Below are 19,111 nucleotides of genomic sequence, written 5' to 3' on the forward strand. Positions count from 1 at the left end.
GCAGGACGCTCGCTATAATTTGCCGACTATGCCGACGGCCGACACGACTCCTTCCAAGGCTCCGCTGTCTCCACCGGATCACAAACATATCGCAAAGGCTGTCGAGACTCATCTACCGCCGGGTCTCGTCTTGAAGACCGTGACGCCGTTGGCGGGCGACGCCTCCAACCGGCGCTACTATCGAGCGACCCTTACAGGCGGGCCGCCGCATTCCGTCATCGTCATGCAGTTGGCTGAACCGGAAGGGTTCAAGCAATCCGAAGAGGCGGTGAGCGGCTCGATGCATCCGATCTCAGAGCTGCCGTTCGTCAACATCATGTCGCATTTGGCTAAAATAAATGTCCCCGTGCCCGCGCTCCACTACTATGATCAATCCGGCGGACTGCTCTATCTGGAAGATTTCGGAGATGTGACCCTGGCGGAGGCCGTCAGCCGCGCGGATGCGCCAGGCCTGGAGTCCCGCTATAAGCAGGCCATCAATGTCCTGGTGCAGATGCAGATCAAGGCGACGACGCCGGCGGATCCGAAATGTTTGGCGTTTCACCGGAGTTTCGACGTGCCGTTGCTGATGTGGGAGTTCGAGCACTTCCTTGAGTATGGGGTTGCGGCGCGCAACGGAACGCCGTTGTCCGACGCGGATGCGTCGGCCATTCGCCGTGGGTTCGAGAACATTGCGGAACAATTGGCCGCCCAGCCGCGCGTGTTCACGCATCGCGACTATCATTCACGCAATTTGATGGTGGATGGACTGCGGCTTGGGGTGATCGACTTCCAGGACGCCTTGATGGGGCCGGCCACCTATGATCTGGCGTCGCTCCTGCGAGATGCCTACATTCAACTCGATGAAACCCTCGTCGACGATTTGGTGAACTACTATCTCGATCAACTGGCCGAGCGGCGTGTCGTTTGGACCAATCGCGCCGCATTCCGGCGCCTGGTCGATCTCACGAGCATTCAGCGGAATCTGAAGGCGGCCGGCCGGTTCGTCTACATCGATCGGGTCAAGGGCAACTCGAAATTCTTGGCCGATATTCCCCGCGTCTTGAGTTACGTCAAACGCAATCTTCACAAATATCCGGAGTTGGAGACGCTCCGGAGACACCTCACCCCCTATGTGCCGGAACTGCAATGACCGGTGAAGTGTAAGGCGTGAGGGTGAGGACGCCTTAGAGGGTCTTATGAAGGCCATGATCCTTGCGGCTGGTCTTGGAACCCGTCTCAGGCCGTTGACCAACACCATTCCTAAACCATTGCTGCCGGTCGGCGGCACTCCGCTTATCGTCTGGAACGTCCTGCTACTGAAAAGACATGGATTTGATCAGATCGTCGTCAACCTTCATTATTTGGGTCCGATGATCGAACAGGCCTTGGGCAACGGCTCAAAATACGGGGTTCGGATCGTGTATTCACACGAACCAGTCATTCTGGGAACGGGTGGGGGAATCAAACAGGCCGAGCCTCATTTTTCAGAGGAACCGGTGTTGGTCCTCAATGGGGATACGCTCGTGGAACTGGATCTCGGAGCGCTCCGTGATTTTCACCTCAGGCGACAAGCGGCGGCGACGCTGGTGCTGCGTGAGGATGCGGACGCAGTCCAGTGGGGGTTGGTGGAGGTGGGAGACAACGATCGGATCCTGCGCATCACGGGAAAAGGCCGCGTTGGTTCCTTCCCAACGGTGCCACGCATGTTCGCCGGGATTCACATCTTGGATCCCCGGCTCCTCCGGCAGGTTCCGAAGGGGGAGGCTTCTTCGATTATCGATCCCTATGTTGCCGCCATCGAGCGCGGAGAAACAGTCCTCGGCTATGACCTGCACGGCTACTGGTCGGATGTCGGAACAGTCGGACGCTACGCGCAAGCTGAGAAGGATGCCCGAGCAGGACTGATTCGTCTGGAAGACCGCGCCCCTCTCGAACCGCGTCTTCCTCGCAGCTGAGTTGGGTCTCGGTCGAGCCACGTCGCTCGGCCGATAACCGATGGCTCGGTGGTTGCTCTAATCCTTTTGCTGTTTGAGCAGTCGGGCGAGATAGGTTCGCTGGAGCTTCAGTGATTCGGCCGCCTTCGTCTGATTACCGTCCGCCCGTTCCATCGCACGCGTGATGATGTAGCGGCTGTGTTGTTCCATCGATTCGTGGTAAGGCAGGTCCAGATACGGCAATGCGGGATCATTGTTCCCCCGGAGATTGGCATCATCCGCCAGCAGGGCCAGCATGTCCGGCTCAATCGTGTCCTTTGGACTCAAGACGACGGCCCGCGCGATGACATTGTCCAACTCCCGAATGTTTCCCGGCCACGGATAACGGGTCAACGTATCCAGCGTCGCCCCGCTGAGCGTCATGCCCGGTCGCTTCGCATCTCTCGCATGGCGCTCCAGGAAGAACTGCGCGAGGGCTGTCACATCTCCCTGCCGCTCACGAAGCGGCGGCAACGTCAGGGTCACGACGTTGAGCCGGAAATACAGATCTTCGCGGAACTGGCCCACCCTCACGGCCTGCCGGAGCTCCTTGTTGGTTGCGGCGATAATGCGAATGTTCACCGAGACCGTCTTGGATCCGCCCACTCGTTGGAACTCCCGGTCTTGCAGGACCCGGAGCAGCTTGGCTTGCAGGGGCAGCGACATGTCTCCGATCTCGTCGAGGAACACGGTTCCCCCGTCGGCCATTTCCAGCTTTCCCTTTTGCTGCCGGTCCGCCCCTGTGAACGCGCCGCGTTCGTGGCCGAACAGTTCGTTCTCGAGGAGCGTCTCCGTCAACGCGACGCAGTTGATGACGACAAGCGGCATGGTGCTCCGAGGGCTCCACTGATGGATCGATCGAGCAAAGAGTTCCTTTCCGGTCCCGCTTTGGCCGAGAAGCAAGACGCTCGCATCGGACTTCGCGGCTCGTTGCGCCGCGTCCACGACGGATCGTACGGACGGGCTGTTCCCGACGATGGCGGCGTAACGGCTGTCGACCTCGGAACGAAGATACGCGACTTGCCGTTGCAGCGAGTCCCGCTCCAAAGCCTTGCGGATCACGATCAGGAGATGGTCTTTGTCGAGGGGTTTGGTCAGGAAGTCGTACGCCCCTTCTTTCATGGCTTCCACGGCCGCTTCAATGGATCCATGCGCCGTCATGACGATGACGGGAAGGTTCTCCGCCGGTTTCATCTGCGAAAGACGCCTGAGCACGTCGAGACCCGAGAGCCTGGGCAGCGACAGATCCAGCAGGACGAGTTGGGGAGACTCGTGAACGATCTGATCCAGCGCCTGCTGCCCCTCCGATGCCATGACGGTTTCGTACCCGGACGCCTGTAACCGATCCTCGAGCATCAGGACGATGTCGGGGTCATCGTCGACGATAAGAATCTTCGCGTTCATACTCCGGCTCGTGAGGCGTGAGAGGTTACCTGTGAGGCGCGGGTCTCAATGCATTGTTTAGGCGACATCTATCCCATCTTCCTTCATCTGAGGCTTCACCCAACCCCTCACGGATTCTCCATGACATTGATGACGAGTCCCGTCAACGGCTTCGGGTAAAAGTATGTGGATTTGTGCGGCATCCGTTCGCCGGCCGCCGCGACGGCTTGCACTTCACTGACCTTGGTGGCGTTAAGGAGAAACGCGCCTGTCCCTGTTCCTCGAGCCACCCAATCGAGCGCTTCGTGATCATCTTTCGTGTACAGAATGGCTTCCTGCTCCTGTTGAGTCGGGCAAAGCTTGGTCACGATGAGCTGTTGAAGTAGAGAGACGTCAAGCTTGGTCCGAGGTGATGCCTGCGCAGAGGGCCGATGCGCCGGTTTCAGCGTTAGGGTGACGTATCGCTCATCGCCTTGCCGGGTCAGGCCGAACACCGGCGCGCTCTTTCCTTCCGTCCTCAATGCGGTCAGAAACTGGTGGCGCGTCTGACTCTGTGTAGACGGAGTATAGGGAAACTCTCGGAACTCGAACATCTCGCCGAGCGACTGCTTGATCTGGTCCAGAGAGGGCAGTGGAGTGGTCGTTACCCGGTGTGTCGGCAACACCGTCAACCCCGGATCTTCAAGCTGGGAGAGCAACATCAATACTGAGTCGTAAGGCCGGAGCCCGGCCTGAGTGCTGTCCTGTTGTCGACGGAGTTTTTGATAGTTCAACGCGGTCTCATAGCGGTGATGACCGTCTGCAATGAACAGCGGCTTACTCCGCATCGTATCGGTCATCTGTCCGAGGACGGCCGCATCGGTCACGGCCCACAGACGTTCGCGGCAGCCGGCATCGTCTTGAAAATCGTAGAGCGCGGGTTTGCCCTTTACCTCGGCCTCCAGGAGTCCCATGATGACACCGAGCGGATCGGAGTAGAGGGACCAGATCGGACTGAAGTTCGTCCGGCAGGCTTCGATGAGGTTCAGGCGATCGGTTTTCGCCGCCGCGCGCGTGTTCTCATGCGGATAGATATGCCCGGAATCCAGGGCCTCCAGCTTGGCCAAGGCCAGGAACCCTCGTAACACCTTCTTGGGCGCATCCGGCGCTGAGTAGGGAGGGCTGTATTCAATCGTATGGTAATAAACTGCCGGCCGCTCATCGCGTTTGAGGATGCCGTCCTTGATCCAGGCCCGAAGCGCAGCGGCTGCCCGGGTGTACCGGTTATGAGCGGGACTATCACCGGTCTGGTCCAGCCCCAATTCCATGCGGATGATATTGTGGGGATGCCGGTCGTGGAGCCGCTTCTGCCCTTCCGCATCGATGATATCGTACGGTGGAGCGATCACATCCTTGATGGCGCCCACGATCGTCTGGTCGAACAAGGTACCCTGAAATGGAAAGATCTGTGACATGAACAGCCCCTTTGCAGTGTCGCAACAGCGACGATGGTTTAGATGGTTACAAGAGAGAGCGGGGTTCTTTCGCCTACGCCGCGCCGCTCCCACGGCCCAGCGTACGTCCGGCTGGCGGAAAGGCAATTACCGATCGCGGGTAATCATGTAATCAGCGGCGACCGACAGCGCACGCCGCGCGGTACTATCGTCGAAGCGATCGAGTTCATGCTTGGCGGCGGCGATATACGCTCGGGCGCGATCCATGGCGTAGGTGATCGACCCGAAATCGGCCATCAGCAAAAGAATGCGCTCTAGATCGGACGTGCTGAGCGTCCGAGTTTCCATGCGATCTTTGATCATCTGTCTGTCCTGCTCCGAACAATGCTGCAGCAGGTGCAGGAGCGGCAGCGTAGCCTTTCCCTGGCGGAGGTCCTGGCCGATCGTTTTTCCGAGCGACTCGCCGTTCGCGGTATAATCCAACGTATCGTCGGCAACCTGGAACGCAATGCCGAGGTACTGACCGAAGCGGAACAACGCATTCTGCTGTGTCTCCGAGGCTTCGGCCAGAATGGCGCCCATTCGGCAGGAAGCGGCGATCAATCCGGCGGTTTTGTGCTCGACGATCTTGATGTAGTCAATCTCCGGCATCGAGGGGTTTCCGTTGTAATACAGCTGAAGGACTTCACCTTCAGCCATTTTTTTACAGGCATCGGCGAGGACTTCATTGATTCCTTGACTCTGGAACTCGACGACTTTGCACATCGCCTTGGTATAGAGATAGTCGCCGACTAGAATGCTGATCTGGTTTCCCCAAACCTTTCGAGCGGTTCGCCTGCCCCTCCGAATATCGGCATCATCCACCACATCGTCGTGTAACAGGGTTGCGGTGTGAATGTATTCCACAATGCTGCCCAGCTGATGGTGCTCGGATCCCGGATACCCGCAGAGGCGGGCCGACAGGAGTAAAAGCAGGGGTCTGATGCGCTTGCCGCCGCCGCTCAAGATATGGGCGGCAACCGTGTTGACCAGGGTCACGCTGGAGTCCAGGTTCTTTCGGACTCGATCTTCAACTCCATCCAGCTCGGCGCGATAGGCTTCCCACACATCGGCCATACTGTGCAGGGTGGCAATTACTGGACCTTGTGTCATGCCGCGGATGGTATGGCAGCCGAGGAAATAAAGTCAAGCAAATGACGGCGATAAGAACACGCAATCTTGACAGAAGAATGACCCATCCAGTAAGGTCTGTCCCACCGTGACAATCGCCTGAGAATCGGCCTGAGGACTATGGGGTTCAATTCACCCAAAGTTTCTCTCTCGCGTCATTCTCCATTCAATAGGAAAACGCTCGATCTTTAAACGAGATAGACACATGAATCTTCCCGGTTTCCCCCGTCAGCAAGGGCTCTATGATCCCCGACATGAGAAGGATTCTTGTGGGATCGGCTTCGTCGTCAACATCAAAGGGAAGAAGTCCCACGACATTGTGCGGAAAGGGCTTCAAGTACTGGAGAATCTGACTCATCGCGGAGCGCAGGGATGCGATCCATGCACCGGGGACGGAGCCGGTATTCTGTTGCAAGTCCCGCACACCTTTCTGAAACGGGTCGCCGGCGATGCCGGTGTGTCATTGCCCGGGGAGGGCGAGTATGGGGTGGGGCAGTTGTTCCTGCCACCGAATGCGGATTCCCGCCGCCTGTGCGAGCGGCTGTTCACTGAAATCATCGGTGAAGAAGGCCTGCGCCTGCTCGGCTGGCGTGATGTACCCGTCAAGAGCGATCAAATCGGTGAACAAGCGCGCACCACGGAGCCGTTCATGCGGCAAATCTTCATCGCGCGCGACGCGTTGAATGAGGCCCAGTTTGAACGAAAGCTCTATGTGATCCGCAAGCGGGTCGAACAAGCAGTGGAACAGTCGGCGATTCAAGGACGAGAACACTTCTACGTGTCGAGCTTGTCGGCCAATACCATCGTCTACAAGGGGCTCCTGCTTCCCCATCAAATGGCGGCATACTACCAGGATCTCACCGACGAACGGATGGTGAGCGCACTGGCGCTGGTGCACTCGCGTTTCAGCACGAATACCTTTCCCACGTGGCCGCGCGCGCATCCCTATCGGTATGTGTGCCACAACGGCGAGATCAATACCCTGAAGGGCAACGTCAATTGGATGAAGGCGCGTCAGGGCCGTCTCCACTCCGAACTGTTCGGCAAGGACATGGAGAAACTGTTCCCGATCGTCTCCGAGAATCAAAGCGATTCGGCCTGTCTGGACAATACGCTTGAATTTCTGCTGCTCGGCGGACGTTCGCTGCCGCACGCCATGATGATGTTGATTCCCGAGCCGTGGGTCGCGAATTCGCAAATGGATTTGGATCGCCGGGGTTTTTATCAGTATCACGCGGCCATGATGGAGCCGTGGGACGGGCCGGCGGCCGTGTGCTTTACCGACGGCAAGATGATCGGCGCAACGTTGGATCGCAATGGACTCCGCCCGTGCCGCTACCAAGTGATGACGGATGGAACGGTCGTGCTGGCGTCGGAAGCCGGAGTGCTCCCGGCCCCGGCAAAGGACATTCGGATGAAGGGCCGGCTCATGCCCGGACGCATGTTCTTGGTCGATACGGTACAGGGCCGGATTATCGATGATGAAGAGATCAAAGCCGATATCGTCAAACGGAAGCCGTATCGAAGCTGGGTGACGCAATACGGTGTGTCGCTCGACGAGCTGCCGGAACCGTTGAACGTGCCGCAGCCCGATCACCCCACGATCAGGCAACGGCAGCAGGCATTCGGCTACACGGTGGAAGAGTTGAAGATGGTCATCACGCCCATGATCGTCAACGGCGAGGAACCGGTGTCGTCGATGGGGACCGACACGCCTCTGGCGGTGCTGTCGAATCGGCCGCAGCTGTTGTTCAAGTATTTCAAGCAATTGTTCGCCCAGGTCACGAATCCGCCCATTGACCCGATTCGCGAGCAGCTGGTGATGTCGCTGGTCACGAACATCGGGCCGAAGCCCAATCTGATGGATGAGTCGCCCGAATCGTGCCGGCGGATCAAAGTGCAACAACCGATTTTGACGAACGCCGATCTCCAAAAGATCCGCGGAATTTCGGACCCGAACTTCAAGAGTAAGACGCTCCGCATGTTGTTCCGTGTGGCCGAAGGGGCGGACGGTCTTGGCGCAGCGGTCGACGAGCTGTGCCGGGAGGCGTCGCAGGCGATCAAAGAAGGCTACAAATTCTTGATCCTCAGTGATCGCGGAGTCGACGAGGCCTGGGCACCGATTCCCAGCCTCCTCGGTATTTCGGCTGTCCACCACCACTTGGTGCGGGAATGCTCGAGAACCGAAGTCGGACTCATCCTGGAAACCGGGGAACCGCGTGATGTGCATCAATTCGCTTGCTTGATCGGTTACGGCGCCGGGACGATCAATCCCTATCTCGTCTTCGAAACGCTCGTCGATATGGAACGCGACGAGTATTTGCCGGAAGGGCTCGACGCACAAACAGCGGAAGGCAAGTTCATCAAGGCGATCAATAAGGGCCTGCTCAAAATCTTCTCCAAGATGGGCATCTCGACCGTGCAATCCTACTGCGGGGCGCAGATTTTCGAGGCCATCGGATTGAATCATGACCTGATCGATCGGTACTTTACGGGGACGGCGTCGCGCATCGAAGGAGTGGGCATCGGCGAGATCGGCGAGGAAACGTTACGCCGGCATCGGACGGCCTACGAACCGGCGGCGATCCGCCAACTGGATTTTGGCGGAGAGGTTCATTACCGCATTCAGAGCGAGCATCACAATTGGAATCCTGACACGATCTACAAATTGCAGCATGCCAGCCGCGCGAACGACGCGAAGACCTATGCGGAATTCGCTCAACTCATCAACGATGAGAGTCAGCGGCGGTCGAACTTGCGCGGCCTGTTCGATTTTAAATTTGCACCCCAACCGATTTCCATCGACGAGGTGGAGCCTGCCAAAGACATCGTCAAGCGCTTCAACACCGGCGCGATGTCGTTCGGGTCGATCAGCAAGGAAGCGCATGAAACGCTCGCGATCGCCATGAACCGGCTCGGTGGCAAGAGCAACACCGGGGAAGGCGGTGAAGATCCCGAGCGGTTCAAACCGCTGCCGAACGGTGATTCGAAGAACAGTTATATCAAGCAAGTGGCCTCGGCCCGGTTCGGTGTGACGGCGCATTACCTGGTCAATGCGCGTGAATTGCAGATCAAGATGGCGCAGGGCGCGAAACCGGGTGAGGGAGGACAGTTGCCCGGACACAAGGTCGATGAGAATATTGCGCGGTTCCGCTATGCCACGCCGGGCGTACAGCTGATCTCGCCTCCGCCGCATCACGATATCTACTCGATTGAGGATTTGGCTCAGCTGATCTTCGACTTGAAGAACTCGAATCCGGAGGCTGGTGTCTCGGTCAAGCTCGTCGCCGAAGTCGGAGTCGGGACCGTGGCGGCTGGTGTCGCCAAAGCCCATGCCGACAAAGTCCTGATCAGCGGTGATTCCGGCGGCACGGGCGCGTCGCCGTTGTCGTCGATCAAGTATGCCGGTATCCCGTGGGAGCTGGGGCTGGCGGAAACTCACCAAACACTGGTGCTCAACGATCTCCGCGGACGTATTCGCGTTGAAACGGACGGACAGATGAAAACAGGCCGCGACGTGGTGATCGCCACGCTGCTTGGCGCCGAGGAGTATGGATTTGCGACGGCGCCGCTCATCGTCGAAGGCTGCATCATGATGCGCAAGTGCCACCTGAACACCTGTCCCGTCGGCATCGCGACACAAGATCCCGAACTGCGGAAGAAATTCAACGGCAAGCCGGAACATATCGTGAATTACCTGTTCTTCGTCGCCGAAGAAGCGCGGCAACTGATGGCGAAGCTCGGGTTCAGGACGATCAACGAGATGGTCGGCCGGGTCGATAAGCTCAAAATCACCAAGGCGGTCGATCACTGGAAGGCCAAAGGGTTGGATCTTTCGCCCTTGCTGGTCATGCCCGACGTGGGGCCGAACGTGGCTCGCTATTGTGTGCAAAAGCAGGATCACGGCCTTGATCATATTCTCGATAACGAGCTGGTGGAGCTGTGCCGGCCGGCGATCGACAAGGGCGAAAAGGTGAATGTTCAACTGCCGATCCGCAACGTGAATCGGACGACCGGCACAGTTCTGTCCAGTAAGATCGCCAAGAAATACGGCCTGGAAGGTCTCCCGGAAGATACGATCTCGATCAAGTTCAACGGGTCGGCCGGCCAATCCTTCGGGGCGTTCCTTGCGCGAGGCATTACGCTGACCCTGGAAGGGGAGTCGAACGATTATATCGGGAAGGGATTGTCCGGCGGCAAGATCATCGTGTACCCGCCGAAGGACGCGCTCTACGATCCTGAAGAAACCATTCTGATCGGGAATACCTCATTATATGGCGCGACGCAGGGCGAAGCGTATTTCTATGGACGGGCGGGCGAGCGATTTGCTGTTCGAAACAGTGGGGCGCATGCCGTCGTTGAGGGAACGGGCGATCACGGGTGTGAGTATATGACCGGGGGCGTGGTCGTGGTGCTCGGCGGGACCGGGCGCAACTTCGCGGCCGGGATGTCCGGGGGCGTCGCCTTCGTATTGGATGACGGCGGGACATTCCAAAGCCGCTGCAATACCGGCATGGTTGAGCTGGAGCCGGTCACGACCAAGGAAGACAAACAGCTGCTCCATGGATTGATCACGAAACATTTCATGTACACCGGCAGCCGGAAGGCCAAGCAGGTTCTCGATGCGTTCGATGCCACGGTTCCAAAATTCGTGAAGGTGATGCCGGTCGATTACAAACGGGTCATGGAAGAACGGAAGCGTAAAGCGAGCGCCGTGCATTGAACCGTATGGTGAAGCGCGCGTACGAGCACGAGATACGAAAGGCGAACGACGAGTAAGACATGGGTGATCCAAGTAGGGTAAAGCGCACGTCCATGTGGAAAGGCCTGCACCGGCAGGCTGGGGAGGGCGGGTGTGAAAGCGCGCAGGGTTGGGCGGGTGAAATTGAGGGTTTCCCAGTCAATCGCCAATATATGATTCGAGGGGGACAAAGTTAAGTAGCCATGGGTGACCCAAAAGGCTTCATGAAATATGCCCGCGAGGGCCCGAAGCGAAAGCCGGTCGAGTTGCGTGTGCTCGATTGGAAGGAAATGTATGAGCCGATCGCCGAAGAGAAGCTGAAGACTCAAGGCGCGCGCTGTATGGATTGCGGTGTGCCGTTTTGCCAGGGTAATACCGGTTGTCCCGTGGTCAATCTGATCCCGGAATGGAACGATCTTGTCTATCGCGGCCGCTGGAAGGACGCGCTGAAGGCCCTGCACACGACGAATAACTTTCCAGAGTTTACCGGACGTCTCTGTCCCGCGCCCTGCGAAGGGGCTTGTGTGCTGGGTATCAACGAAGATCCGGTTTCCATCCGCGTCATCGAATGGAACATCGTCGATCGCGGCTTCAACGATGGTCTCGTCACTCCGATATTGCCGGTCATCAAAACCGGGAAAACGGTAGCGATCGTCGGTTCCGGGCCAGCGGGGCTCGCTGCCGCGCAGCAACTGGCTCGGGCCGGACATGACGTGACCCTCTTCGAGAAAGCTGATCGGATCGGCGGCCTGCTTCGTTACGGCATTCCCGACTTCAAGATGGAGAAGTGGGTCATCGACAGGCGATTGGAGCAGATGAAGGTCGAGGGAGTGAAGTTTCAAACCGGCGTCGCGGTCGGAAAGGCCATCAGCGGCGAGCAGTTGCGCAAACAGTTCGATGCCGTGGGTTTGACGCTCGGTGCCGAACAGGCCCGTGAGTTGCCGATTCCGGGAAGAGAACTCAAGGGCGTGCATCTCGCAATGGAATATCTGACTCAGCAGAATAAGCGCACGGCAGGCATTCCTCTCAGCGATGAGCCGATCACGGCGAAAGGCAAACGGGTGGTCATCATCGGGGGTGGTGATACGGGGTCCGACTGTCTTGGGACCACACATCGTCAAGGCTGCGTCGAAGCGCATCAATTTGAGTTGCTATCGGAGCCACCGCCGCAGCGTGCCGAGTCAACCCCTTGGCCGCTCTGGCCGATGCAACTGCGCACGTCGCATGCCCATGAAGAAGGCTGTGACCGGCAATGGAGCGTGTCCACGACGAAGTTTACCGGCCACAACGGCCATGTCACCAAGCTGCACGCGCATCGCGTGCAGTTCAGCAACGGCAAGTTCACGCCTATTCCCAACACCGAGTTTGAAATGAACGCCGATCTGGTGCTGCTGGCCATGGGGTTCACCGGTCCGGTCAAGAACGGCCTGCTCGATGACCTGGGAGTGAAGTATGACGCGCGTGGCGCTGTGACGGTCGACGGGAACTTCATGACCAACCTTGACGGGGTCTTCGCCGGCGGCGACACGAAACGCGGGGCGTCACTCATCGTCTGGGCCATCGCCGAAGGCCGCAAAATGGCGGCGGGGATCGATCAGTATCTGCACGCCGGAAAATCCGCGAAGGCGTCTGTGAAATGAAAAAGAAAGAAGCACAGACTTACCGTCGGCGATGACAGTTTGAACCATCTGCAGTTTCTCTCTCCAGTGCTTCCGGCTCTCCTCGCATTGTGCGAGCTACTCAAAACAATCTCATAAGCAAACCATAGTCAGTCGGCATGCAACGTATCCGACATTGTCGTGCTGGCGTTTTTTTGCGTATGCGCTAGAATGGCTTTATGTTGGTGTATGAACCTATATTTCAGATTTTGAACGAAGCCGGCGTGCGGTATGTGGTGGTAGGAGGAGTCGCGATGCTCTTGCATGGCCATGCCCGGTTGACGGCGGATGTAGATCTGGCTGTCGATTTGGCACCGCAAGAAGCCAGGAAAATGATTCACGCGCTCGAAGAGAAAGGATTTCGTCCGCAAGCGCCGGTCACCGCGAGCGCTTTTGCCGATCCGGTGGTGCGCGAAACATGGCGTTCCGAGAAACACATGAAAGCATTTTCTCTTGTCGATCCGGCCAATCCTATGAGAGTCCTAGACTTGTTGCTGAATCCTGAAGTGCCCTTTGAAGAGCTCTGGGCTCGGTCGCAGGAGGCCATAGTGGGAGCGACACCGGTTCGAGTGGTTGCGCTGGACGATTTAATTACTTTGAAGCGGCACGCTGGGAGGCCTCAGGATTTAGAGGATCTCAAGCACCTTGAAGCGATCCGAAGAAAGAACGCAGAGCGCCAGCATGGCTGACAAAGAATCTGATGCTCCGGAGACGTATCGAACTAAGGAGTGGTCAGCCGACAACCAAAGTCTGTTGGATGCCATGCTGGCGGCAACACCTACGCAGCGGATAGCCTGGCTGGAGGAGGCGTTGCAGCTGGCCTACGCGACCGGGGCCTTAAAGCCAAGACGGATGATGACTCAAGAAGAATGGGACGCGATGGGATCATCGTCGGAATAATCGTCTGGGCCACGGCCGAAGACCGGGAAATGGCTGCAATGGTCGCTACCTCGGTTTGAAAGCCCTCGAACAATTAGCGAAGTAAAGCCGCGGGTTCTGTCACGCTACATGATTGGTTTGAACAGCTAAGAACCTTTCAGGAACGATTCAAAGGAAAAGGCTCTTACGCGGCGACGGTACTGAGGGGCACTTCTTCATGCTCAGTGTGATCAGAGGTGGCAGACGATTCATGACCTTCGATCAGATCCAAGACTCGCTGACGGTCGCCTTGGGCGTAGCGAAGGAACTCGATCCCGAACTGGTTGTCTTTGGTCCAACGCACGATTGAGACTTCGACGGCCAGGGGAGATTTCGCGTCGGGGGTTTCGATATGCAGCGCGAGGTAGCTCCCTGGAGTCAGGGCGACACTGCTTTGCATCCTGCATCCCGTTAGTGAGAGATTGAAGAGAATTCCGTCACCTGCGCCGTCGTCGGTCTGGACGCTGGCGGGAAACCGCACATGCATTCTCGGGCTACTCCGTAGCCGCATACGTGCCTCCGTGCTATTGCCTATATCGGTAACACCAAGGAAAACTTGAAAGCGGTTCGGCTTATTTGGCTATTAACGTGGCGCTGACGGAGCGACTGTGAATACGAGTCTGGTGCGTGGCGCCCGTCTGTTGCGTTTGACATACTTCTCCGCCCCCATCGCTTCACACACGGAGTTTCTCTCCCCTTGTTGTGCCTAAGGCGAGTGTGTATTATGATGGGAATCATACACATTATGATGCGGAGGGCCTATGCGTACCAATATCGTGATCGACAATAGTCTTATGCGACAGGCGATGAAGGCGACGGGTCTTTCAACCAAGAAGGCCGTCGTAGAAGAAGGCCTCCGATTACTGATCAAGGTAAAGGGACAGGAAGGCATTCGCCGCTTACGTGGAAAGATCACATGGGAGGGTGATCTCGATACGATGCGCGAAGGCCGGATCAAGGTAGCTTCATGACCATAGTCGATACGACGGTCTGGGTCGATTACATCCGGGGTACGACGACACCTCACACCGTATGGCTCGAATCCCACTTGATCAGCGAACGACTAGGGCTTACCGATCTGATTCTTTGTGAGGTGTTGCAAGGAGTAACCAACGATGACCAATTCAAGACAGTGCAGGGAGAACTTCTGAGGCTCGCCGTCTTTGAAACAGGAACTGTTGAATTAGCCATTCAAGCGGCTGCGAACTATCGGAAGCTTCGCGCCTCCGGTAGAACCGTTCGAAGGACAATCGATTGTCTTATCGCTACCTTTTGCCTGATCGAGGGCCACACATTACTTCACAATGATCGCGACTTTGACCCATTCGAAGATGGGCTTGGATTGAAAGTTGTGCATCCAGAGAAAGGGAACGGCAATTGATCATTGGTCAGCATTATCCCCGCGCAGCCCGAAAGCTCTTCATGGTGGCATTGCCCACTTGAGAGAAAAAAATGGCAGGGAGTGTTTTCTAGCCTTGGAACAGTATTCGCTTCGCGGCGAGTGCCGCGAAGCGAGACATCAGACTCATCGAGCAACGTGGCCAGAGCCCCGACCATTCGATCCTCGCCAGCATGTCGGACATGCGGTAGGTGAAGTGTTCCATCATCCAGATGCCTTAGTGGATCAGCCCTACGGTGACTCGGCGTCAGACGCGTTGCATGATCACCAGGTATTCATGGCCTATTTAAAAGCACATCTGACGCAATTTCGGTCAAAATATGGAACCCATACCCATATACCGCCGTTTGGCGTGCTCCAGAGCCCAAGGAAAGAGGTAGTCAAAATATCTGGGAGCACGGACAAGGCGCCACCCACCAGGCAGGCGCGATGCCATCCCATACGCCTGTCCCCTCCAACTGGGCGGGATCATTTTCCGCCGCAACCAGCCTGTCGCATGGTGCTGTAACCATCGTCTGTAGTCTCGCATGGACTCGTCGGGAAGGAACCCCTCGTTGGGGTTCCAGAGCACGACCGCGGTTGCGTTCTTTTCTCGAGCGAAGAGTTCTCGATCTACACCGGCCTCCTCGATGATCCGTCGGCAGAACGGACGGTCATAATCGCCGCCCACGCTCCATGGTCGCATTTCCTCGCTGGTTGAAATGCGATAGACCTGTTCGCTATTTCTCACGCCAAGGAACAGCACCGGACAATGGATAAATCCCACCCATAATCGCCATTCGGTAAGCGCCAGCCCGGTCGGATCTCCCCGAACGATATCTGGCGATCGATCGTGCGGGTCGATGCCCCACACGATGTCGCCATAATACCCGGTCAACAGGACTCGTTCCTGCAAATGGCGCCGTGCCGCTGCGAAGTGTACCTCTTCTCCATAGGCGTCGGCGGCAAGAAACGGCACTTCCGCGAACGGCTCCTGTCGCCACGCGGTCCGGTCGAGCACGATGGCGCGAAGACCGAGTCGCTTCGCGATGGGCTCACCGCTATCGACACGACCTTCTCTTCCCCGTTGAAACGTCAGCACGTCCGTATTCCCCATTTCGCGGGCCAGCACGGCAATCGTGGAGGAGTCATACCCTGCAGAGAGGGTCCCCAGCGGCTGATAGGGCCACTTGCGCAGTGGGTCCATCATGTTCCCACCGATGGCGTTCAGCGAGGATTCCAGAAAATATCTGTATTCTTTGAAGGTATTGAAGATTCGGTCACCGAACGGCTTCTCTGTCACGTCGAGCGATCGGCCGTTCCATCGAAGATTATGAAAGTACGTGAGACGTAGAGGGCCTTGCGTAGTGTGAAGGAGATCGTTGTATTTCTGAAGGCCGTCAATAATCGATCGGAAGTTCGAATAGTAATCGTCCGCGAGGGGGTCGATGGAAAGATTCAGCGTGGCGCACAGCGCGACCAGAGAATTGGAGATATAGACATGGTTCCGCACCTGGATGGAAACCAAGCGATCGACGGTGGAGCCGGATGACACAAACGTCACGATGCCGCCGGACACTCGCCCGCCGGACCCAAATACGATGTCCGTTTGATCGAACCGGCCTTCTGCAAATGGACCGTCCCAGACGGCTTCAGCAAACCACTCCGGCTCTGTTTCAACCCGGCTGCCGTGCGCGAGTATCACCTCGGTGTCGGAACATTGTGCCACCCAGGCCAGTGACGGCCAGCCTAAGACATGTCTGAACTGCAATTGAATACCCATATATCCTGTGAGAGGACCACACCCTTTTTCGTGGACGGATGTGCTCTGGATCTCACCTGTCGGAAGATGAGCGGGAGCGCTGCACCCCATGGCAAACCAGCGCTTCAAGCTTGAAGTGTACGGTTCCGCCGCCTCGACGGGCAAGCCTCCATTTTGGCAAAGCCCAAAAGTAAACAGTTCCGCTCATTTCTCATTTGGTAATGCAGTGGTGGGCATGGCTTGATCTCCTCGCAACAGTCTGCTTGACTCCATCCTGCGAACCGCCTAGCATGCCGCCGCTCACTCCCATGAACGCAAAGGAGTTCGTCATGAAATCATATCGTCTCGCTGTCAGGATGTCCGTATTGTCTGTAAGCATGCTCAGTCTTTTGTCTGCCGGCTGTGTCAAACCGGTCCCGATGGTCGCCATTCCGGGCTCCGATGCTTCTCCGCCAACTGTTGCCTGGCAGACCTACAACGTGGTGACGAAAGAGCGAAAAGATATTGTGCAGGACGGACAGACTGTCGAGGTAGCGCCGAGCGATCAGTATGTGGTGACATTTTCCGTAGAAGATAAGGACAGCGGCGTGAAAGATGCTGTGTTGACCGGCCATGTCCAATATAAGTGCGAGTTGGGCGGGAAGGTCGTCGAGGAGAAGAATTTCGATCTGGAGCCGCAGGAAACCAAGACGACTCCGAACCATGAGAACCAGGTCGCCGTGAGTGCGGCGTTGACCTATGTCGTCGAATTCAACAAGCGGGGATGTAAGGAACTGGAGACGTTCGGGGGAGGCACGCTGTCTCTGACGGGGAAGGGCCACAACTCCATGAATGGCGGGGGAATGAAGACCCTACGCATGAACTTGAAGCGGCAAACACCACAGTAGCCGCTCAGTTGGCCGATATGTCCTGTGGCTTTAACTCAGTTCCATTTCAGCTGAAGCCGATCGGAGGTTCTCCGAAGACCTGGAAATGGATCGGCGGCTGACGTGGTGAGTCAGCCGCCTTCCCTTGAAGATTATTGCTGAATAGCCGATAGCAGCCACCGTCCATCCCGCACGCGCATGAAGGTCCAGACTTCGAAAGATTCACTCGGGGTCTCCTCACTGCCCTCGATCAGATAGCCTGGTTCTCCGCGTGGGATCGTCGTGGAGACGGTATAGTCGCGTGCGTTCCAGCGAAGATCCACGGTTGCGTAGTCCGTGCTGTCCTCGGTCCAGGCTTCGCGCACGTCTCCCTTGAGCAACTCTACTCCTTCGACGTGATTGTGCACTCCTCGGCTGTTGTCCTCGGCCAAGGCGGTGCTGAAATAGCTCAGCATTTCAGGCGTCAGAGCGCGGCGCAACGCCGCCACATCTTGCGTGCTCCAGGCGGATTGAATGTCGGTCAGGAGTTGCTGAAAGACTGCCTTGTCCTCGGTGGTCACGCTGAGGGCATCGGTTGTCGGCCTATGGGTGGCGGCGTTGGACGAGATGTCGATGAGACTTCCCCTCGTGGCCGAGTTCCCTGAGAGCCCGGTGAACACCGGTGCCGGTGTGCGGCGGACTTTTTTGAAATAATAGAGCACCCCGGCTCCGGCCATCATCAGCAGCAAGAGCAGTCCGAAGGAGTTCGATCCCGATCCCGGCTGCGCGTCCGTGGTCTGGGCGCTGCTCTCTGTCGCGCCGAAGAGCATATGCCCGATCCAGGTTCCGGCTAACCCACCGGCGATGCCGGCGAGCAACGGATTGCGTTGCCACCATGACGGAGAGGTGGCCGGAGCGGACTGACCGGTTGGGCTGTTTGCTGCGTGAGGCGGTGGGGCGGTTGACGGCTTGGGAGCGGTGGATTGTTCAATGGGCTTGGCGCCGTTGTCTTGATAGGTGCGGGATCCACGGCTGCCCATCCCCATTGGCGAGGTTCCACCGCGAGAGGCGCCCGAAAAACCTCCGCCCGATCCCCGCGCCTTTGCAAACGAGAGAGTCGGCATGCCGACGAGCGAGGCGATAAGGCAGATCGCAACGAGGTGTGAGATTTTCACCATGGGGTTTCCTTTCACGAGAGGCTAGGACGCGTTGATCGATATCGACTCATCCTAGCAGCTTTGGGCCAAGAAAACCTGAAATTCGCTGCCGGGATGACCACATCGAGCGACGATCGAACTGCACCGCTCTCGGTCTGGATGCGCTGGGTGGGAACGCCCAAGCCGGATCAACACGTCGCCATAGGCGCGCGGTGGAATTCGGCCACGGTGGGAAAGACCAGCGCGGCAAAATCCCAGTAGCGCATGCGGATTGCCTCCGAGTGCGTGCCCCCTTCAAAGACGATTTCCTCGTCATCCGTCAGCGACCGATCCACATAAACAGGGAGCCCATATAGTGTCCCAAGAGGCGGCATCGCGCCGACCTCGCAATCCGGGAAGAGCTGGGTGATTTCTTCTTCGGTCGCGAGACGGACGCGGTGGGTCCCGAACATCTTCCGCAGGCACGGCACATCCACCTTCCAGGTGGCCGGCAGCACCGTCGTGACGAATCGCTCTTTCACCTTCACGATCACGACCTTGGCCATCACCTGTTCCGGTACACGGAGTGTCCGTGCAACCGCAAGAGCGCGGAACGTCTGTGAGTGCGGCAACACATCATAATGCACGTGTTCACGATCGAGATGCGTCTTCAGCGAGTATGGAATGGGCATGATCGTACCTCCTGTGGCGCTTGACCTCCAGACGGAGGCC

General features: G+C 57.6%; 16 protein-coding genes. 9 read left to right on the forward strand and 7 right to left on the reverse strand.

The features are described from left to right. Positions 1–28: 28 nt before the first annotated feature. Both H8K04_06395 and H8K04_06400 read left to right on the forward strand, forming a co-directional pair. Positions 29–1,132, forward strand: a complete 1,104-nt coding sequence (locus tag H8K04_06395) for a phosphotransferase (protein UVT17172.1) — start codon at positions 29–31, stop codon at positions 1,130–1,132. A gap of 46 nt (positions 1,133–1,178) precedes the next feature. Continuing rightward, positions 1,179–1,937 carry an NDP-sugar synthase gene (locus tag H8K04_06400; GenBank protein UVT17173.1) on the forward strand — a complete coding sequence of 253 codons (759 nt, stop codon included), beginning with the start codon at positions 1,179–1,181 and terminating at the stop codon, positions 1,935–1,937. A 57-nt stretch (positions 1,938–1,994) separates the two neighbouring features. On the opposite strand, the gene H8K04_06405 is transcribed toward H8K04_06400, so the two are convergent. The 3 genes from H8K04_06405 to H8K04_06415 form a co-directional block, all read right to left on the reverse strand. Continuing rightward, positions 1,995–3,359 carry a sigma-54-dependent Fis family transcriptional regulator gene (locus H8K04_06405; GenBank protein UVT17174.1) on the reverse strand — a complete coding sequence of 455 codons (1,365 nt, stop codon included), beginning with the start codon at positions 3,357–3,359 and terminating at the stop codon, positions 1,995–1,997. A 107-nt stretch (positions 3,360–3,466) separates the two neighbouring features. Next, entirely contained in the window at positions 3,467–4,792 is a 1,326-nt protein-coding gene (locus H8K04_06410) for a DUF1015 domain-containing protein (protein UVT17175.1), read from the reverse strand. Positions 4,793–4,918: 126 nt separating this feature from the next. Then, on the reverse strand, positions 4,919–5,923 hold the full coding sequence (locus H8K04_06415; protein UVT17176.1) for a polyprenyl synthetase family protein: 1,005 nt from the start codon (positions 5,921–5,923) through the stop codon (positions 4,919–4,921). A gap of 223 nt (positions 5,924–6,146) precedes the next feature. Here H8K04_06415 and gltB point away from each other — a divergent pair, with 223 nt between their 5' ends. From gltB to H8K04_06435, 4 genes are all read left to right on the forward strand, one after another. Continuing rightward, entirely contained in the window at positions 6,147–10,664 is a 4,518-nt protein-coding gene (gene gltB / locus H8K04_06420) for a glutamate synthase large subunit (protein UVT17177.1), read from the forward strand. A 221-nt stretch (positions 10,665–10,885) separates the two neighbouring features. Continuing rightward, complete coding sequence (locus H8K04_06425) at positions 10,886–12,322, forward strand: glutamate synthase subunit beta (protein UVT17178.1); 1,437 nt, start codon at positions 10,886–10,888, stop codon at positions 12,320–12,322. Positions 12,323–12,519: 197 nt separating this feature from the next. Next, a complete protein-coding gene (locus H8K04_06430) occupies positions 12,520–13,029 on the forward strand; it encodes a hypothetical protein (protein ID UVT17179.1) in 510 nt (169 codons plus the stop codon). Further along, positions 13,022–13,240 carry a hypothetical protein gene (locus H8K04_06435; protein UVT17180.1) on the forward strand — a complete coding sequence of 73 codons (219 nt, stop codon included), beginning with the start codon at positions 13,022–13,024 and terminating at the stop codon, positions 13,238–13,240. Before H8K04_06430 ends, H8K04_06435 begins: the two co-directional genes overlap by 8 nt. Before the next feature lie 163 nt (positions 13,241–13,403). On the opposite strand, the gene H8K04_06440 is transcribed toward H8K04_06435, so the two are convergent. Next, positions 13,404–13,769, reverse strand: coding sequence for a PilZ domain-containing protein (locus H8K04_06440; GenBank protein ID UVT17181.1), 366 nt, complete (start codon positions 13,767–13,769; stop codon positions 13,404–13,406). A gap of 250 nt (positions 13,770–14,019) precedes the next feature. Here H8K04_06440 and H8K04_06445 point away from each other — a divergent pair, with 250 nt between their 5' ends. Both H8K04_06445 and H8K04_06450 read left to right on the forward strand, forming a co-directional pair. Next, positions 14,020–14,229 carry a type II toxin-antitoxin system VapB family antitoxin gene (locus tag H8K04_06445; protein ID UVT17182.1) on the forward strand — a complete coding sequence of 70 codons (210 nt, stop codon included), beginning with the start codon at positions 14,020–14,022 and terminating at the stop codon, positions 14,227–14,229. Beyond that, positions 14,226–14,639, forward strand: a complete 414-nt coding sequence (locus H8K04_06450; GenBank protein ID UVT17183.1) for a PIN domain nuclease — start codon at positions 14,226–14,228, stop codon at positions 14,637–14,639. The genes H8K04_06445 and H8K04_06450 overlap by 4 nt, the downstream gene beginning before the upstream one ends. Positions 14,640–14,970: 331 nt before the next feature. Here H8K04_06450 and H8K04_06455 read toward each other — a convergent pair whose 3' ends face one another. Beyond that, a complete protein-coding gene (locus tag H8K04_06455) occupies positions 14,971–16,419 on the reverse strand; it encodes a hypothetical protein (GenBank protein ID UVT17184.1) in 1,449 nt (482 codons plus the stop codon). A 308-nt stretch (positions 16,420–16,727) separates the two neighbouring features. Here H8K04_06455 and H8K04_06460 point away from each other — a divergent pair, with 308 nt between their 5' ends. Next, positions 16,728–17,285 (forward strand): hypothetical protein, encoded by a 558-nt coding sequence (locus H8K04_06460; GenBank protein UVT17185.1) that lies wholly within the window; start codon positions 16,728–16,730, stop codon positions 17,283–17,285. A 131-nt stretch (positions 17,286–17,416) separates the two neighbouring features. Here the strand turns inward: H8K04_06460 and H8K04_06465 are convergent, their stop codons facing one another. Together H8K04_06465 and H8K04_06470 are read right to left on the reverse strand one after the other, a co-directional pair. After that, complete coding sequence (locus tag H8K04_06465) at positions 17,417–18,421, reverse strand: TIM44-like domain-containing protein (protein UVT17186.1); 1,005 nt, start codon at positions 18,419–18,421, stop codon at positions 17,417–17,419. A gap of 167 nt (positions 18,422–18,588) precedes the next feature. Continuing rightward, the gene (locus tag H8K04_06470) at positions 18,589–19,071 is read right to left on the reverse strand and encodes a YbaK/EbsC family protein (GenBank protein UVT17187.1); all 483 of its coding nucleotides are present in this window, start codon (positions 19,069–19,071) and stop codon (positions 18,589–18,591) included. Positions 19,072–19,111: the final 40 nt, after the last annotated feature.

The sequence above is a fragment of the Nitrospira sp. genome, assembly GCA_024760525.1.
Lineage (GTDB): Bacteria > Nitrospirota > Nitrospiria > Nitrospirales > Nitrospiraceae > Nitrospira_D.

Coding starts and splice junctions, on each gene's coding strand:
- H8K04_06465 (UVT17186.1), bottom strand. CDS start 18,421: ATGGTGAAAATCTCACACCTCGTTGCGATCTGCCTTATCGCCTCGCTC.
- gltB (UVT17177.1), top strand. CDS start 6,147: ATGAATCTTCCCGGTTTCCCCCGTCAGCAAGGGCTCTATGATCCCCGA.
- H8K04_06405 (UVT17174.1), bottom strand. CDS start 3,359: ATGAACGCGAAGATTCTTATCGTCGACGATGACCCCGACATCGTCCTG.
- H8K04_06455 (UVT17184.1), bottom strand. CDS start 16,419: ATGGGTATTCAATTGCAGTTCAGACATGTCTTAGGCTGGCCGTCACTG.
- H8K04_06460 (UVT17185.1), top strand. CDS start 16,728: ATGAAATCATATCGTCTCGCTGTCAGGATGTCCGTATTGTCTGTAAGC.
- H8K04_06400 (UVT17173.1), top strand. CDS start 1,179: ATGAAGGCCATGATCCTTGCGGCTGGTCTTGGAACCCGTCTCAGGCCG.
- H8K04_06440 (UVT17181.1), bottom strand. CDS start 13,769: ATGCGGCTACGGAGTAGCCCGAGAATGCATGTGCGGTTTCCCGCCAGC.
- H8K04_06395 (UVT17172.1), top strand. CDS start 29: ATGCCGACGGCCGACACGACTCCTTCCAAGGCTCCGCTGTCTCCACCG.
- H8K04_06435 (UVT17180.1), top strand. CDS start 13,022: ATGGCTGACAAAGAATCTGATGCTCCGGAGACGTATCGAACTAAGGAG.
- H8K04_06425 (UVT17178.1), top strand. CDS start 10,886: ATGGGTGACCCAAAAGGCTTCATGAAATATGCCCGCGAGGGCCCGAAG.
- H8K04_06450 (UVT17183.1), top strand. CDS start 14,226: ATGACCATAGTCGATACGACGGTCTGGGTCGATTACATCCGGGGTACG.
- H8K04_06470 (UVT17187.1), bottom strand. CDS start 19,071: ATGCCCATTCCATACTCGCTGAAGACGCATCTCGATCGTGAACACGTG.
- H8K04_06445 (UVT17182.1), top strand. CDS start 14,020: ATGCGTACCAATATCGTGATCGACAATAGTCTTATGCGACAGGCGATG.
- H8K04_06430 (UVT17179.1), top strand. CDS start 12,520: ATGTTGGTGTATGAACCTATATTTCAGATTTTGAACGAAGCCGGCGTG.
- H8K04_06410 (UVT17175.1), bottom strand. CDS start 4,792: ATGTCACAGATCTTTCCATTTCAGGGTACCTTGTTCGACCAGACGATC.
- H8K04_06415 (UVT17176.1), bottom strand. CDS start 5,923: ATGACACAAGGTCCAGTAATTGCCACCCTGCACAGTATGGCCGATGTG.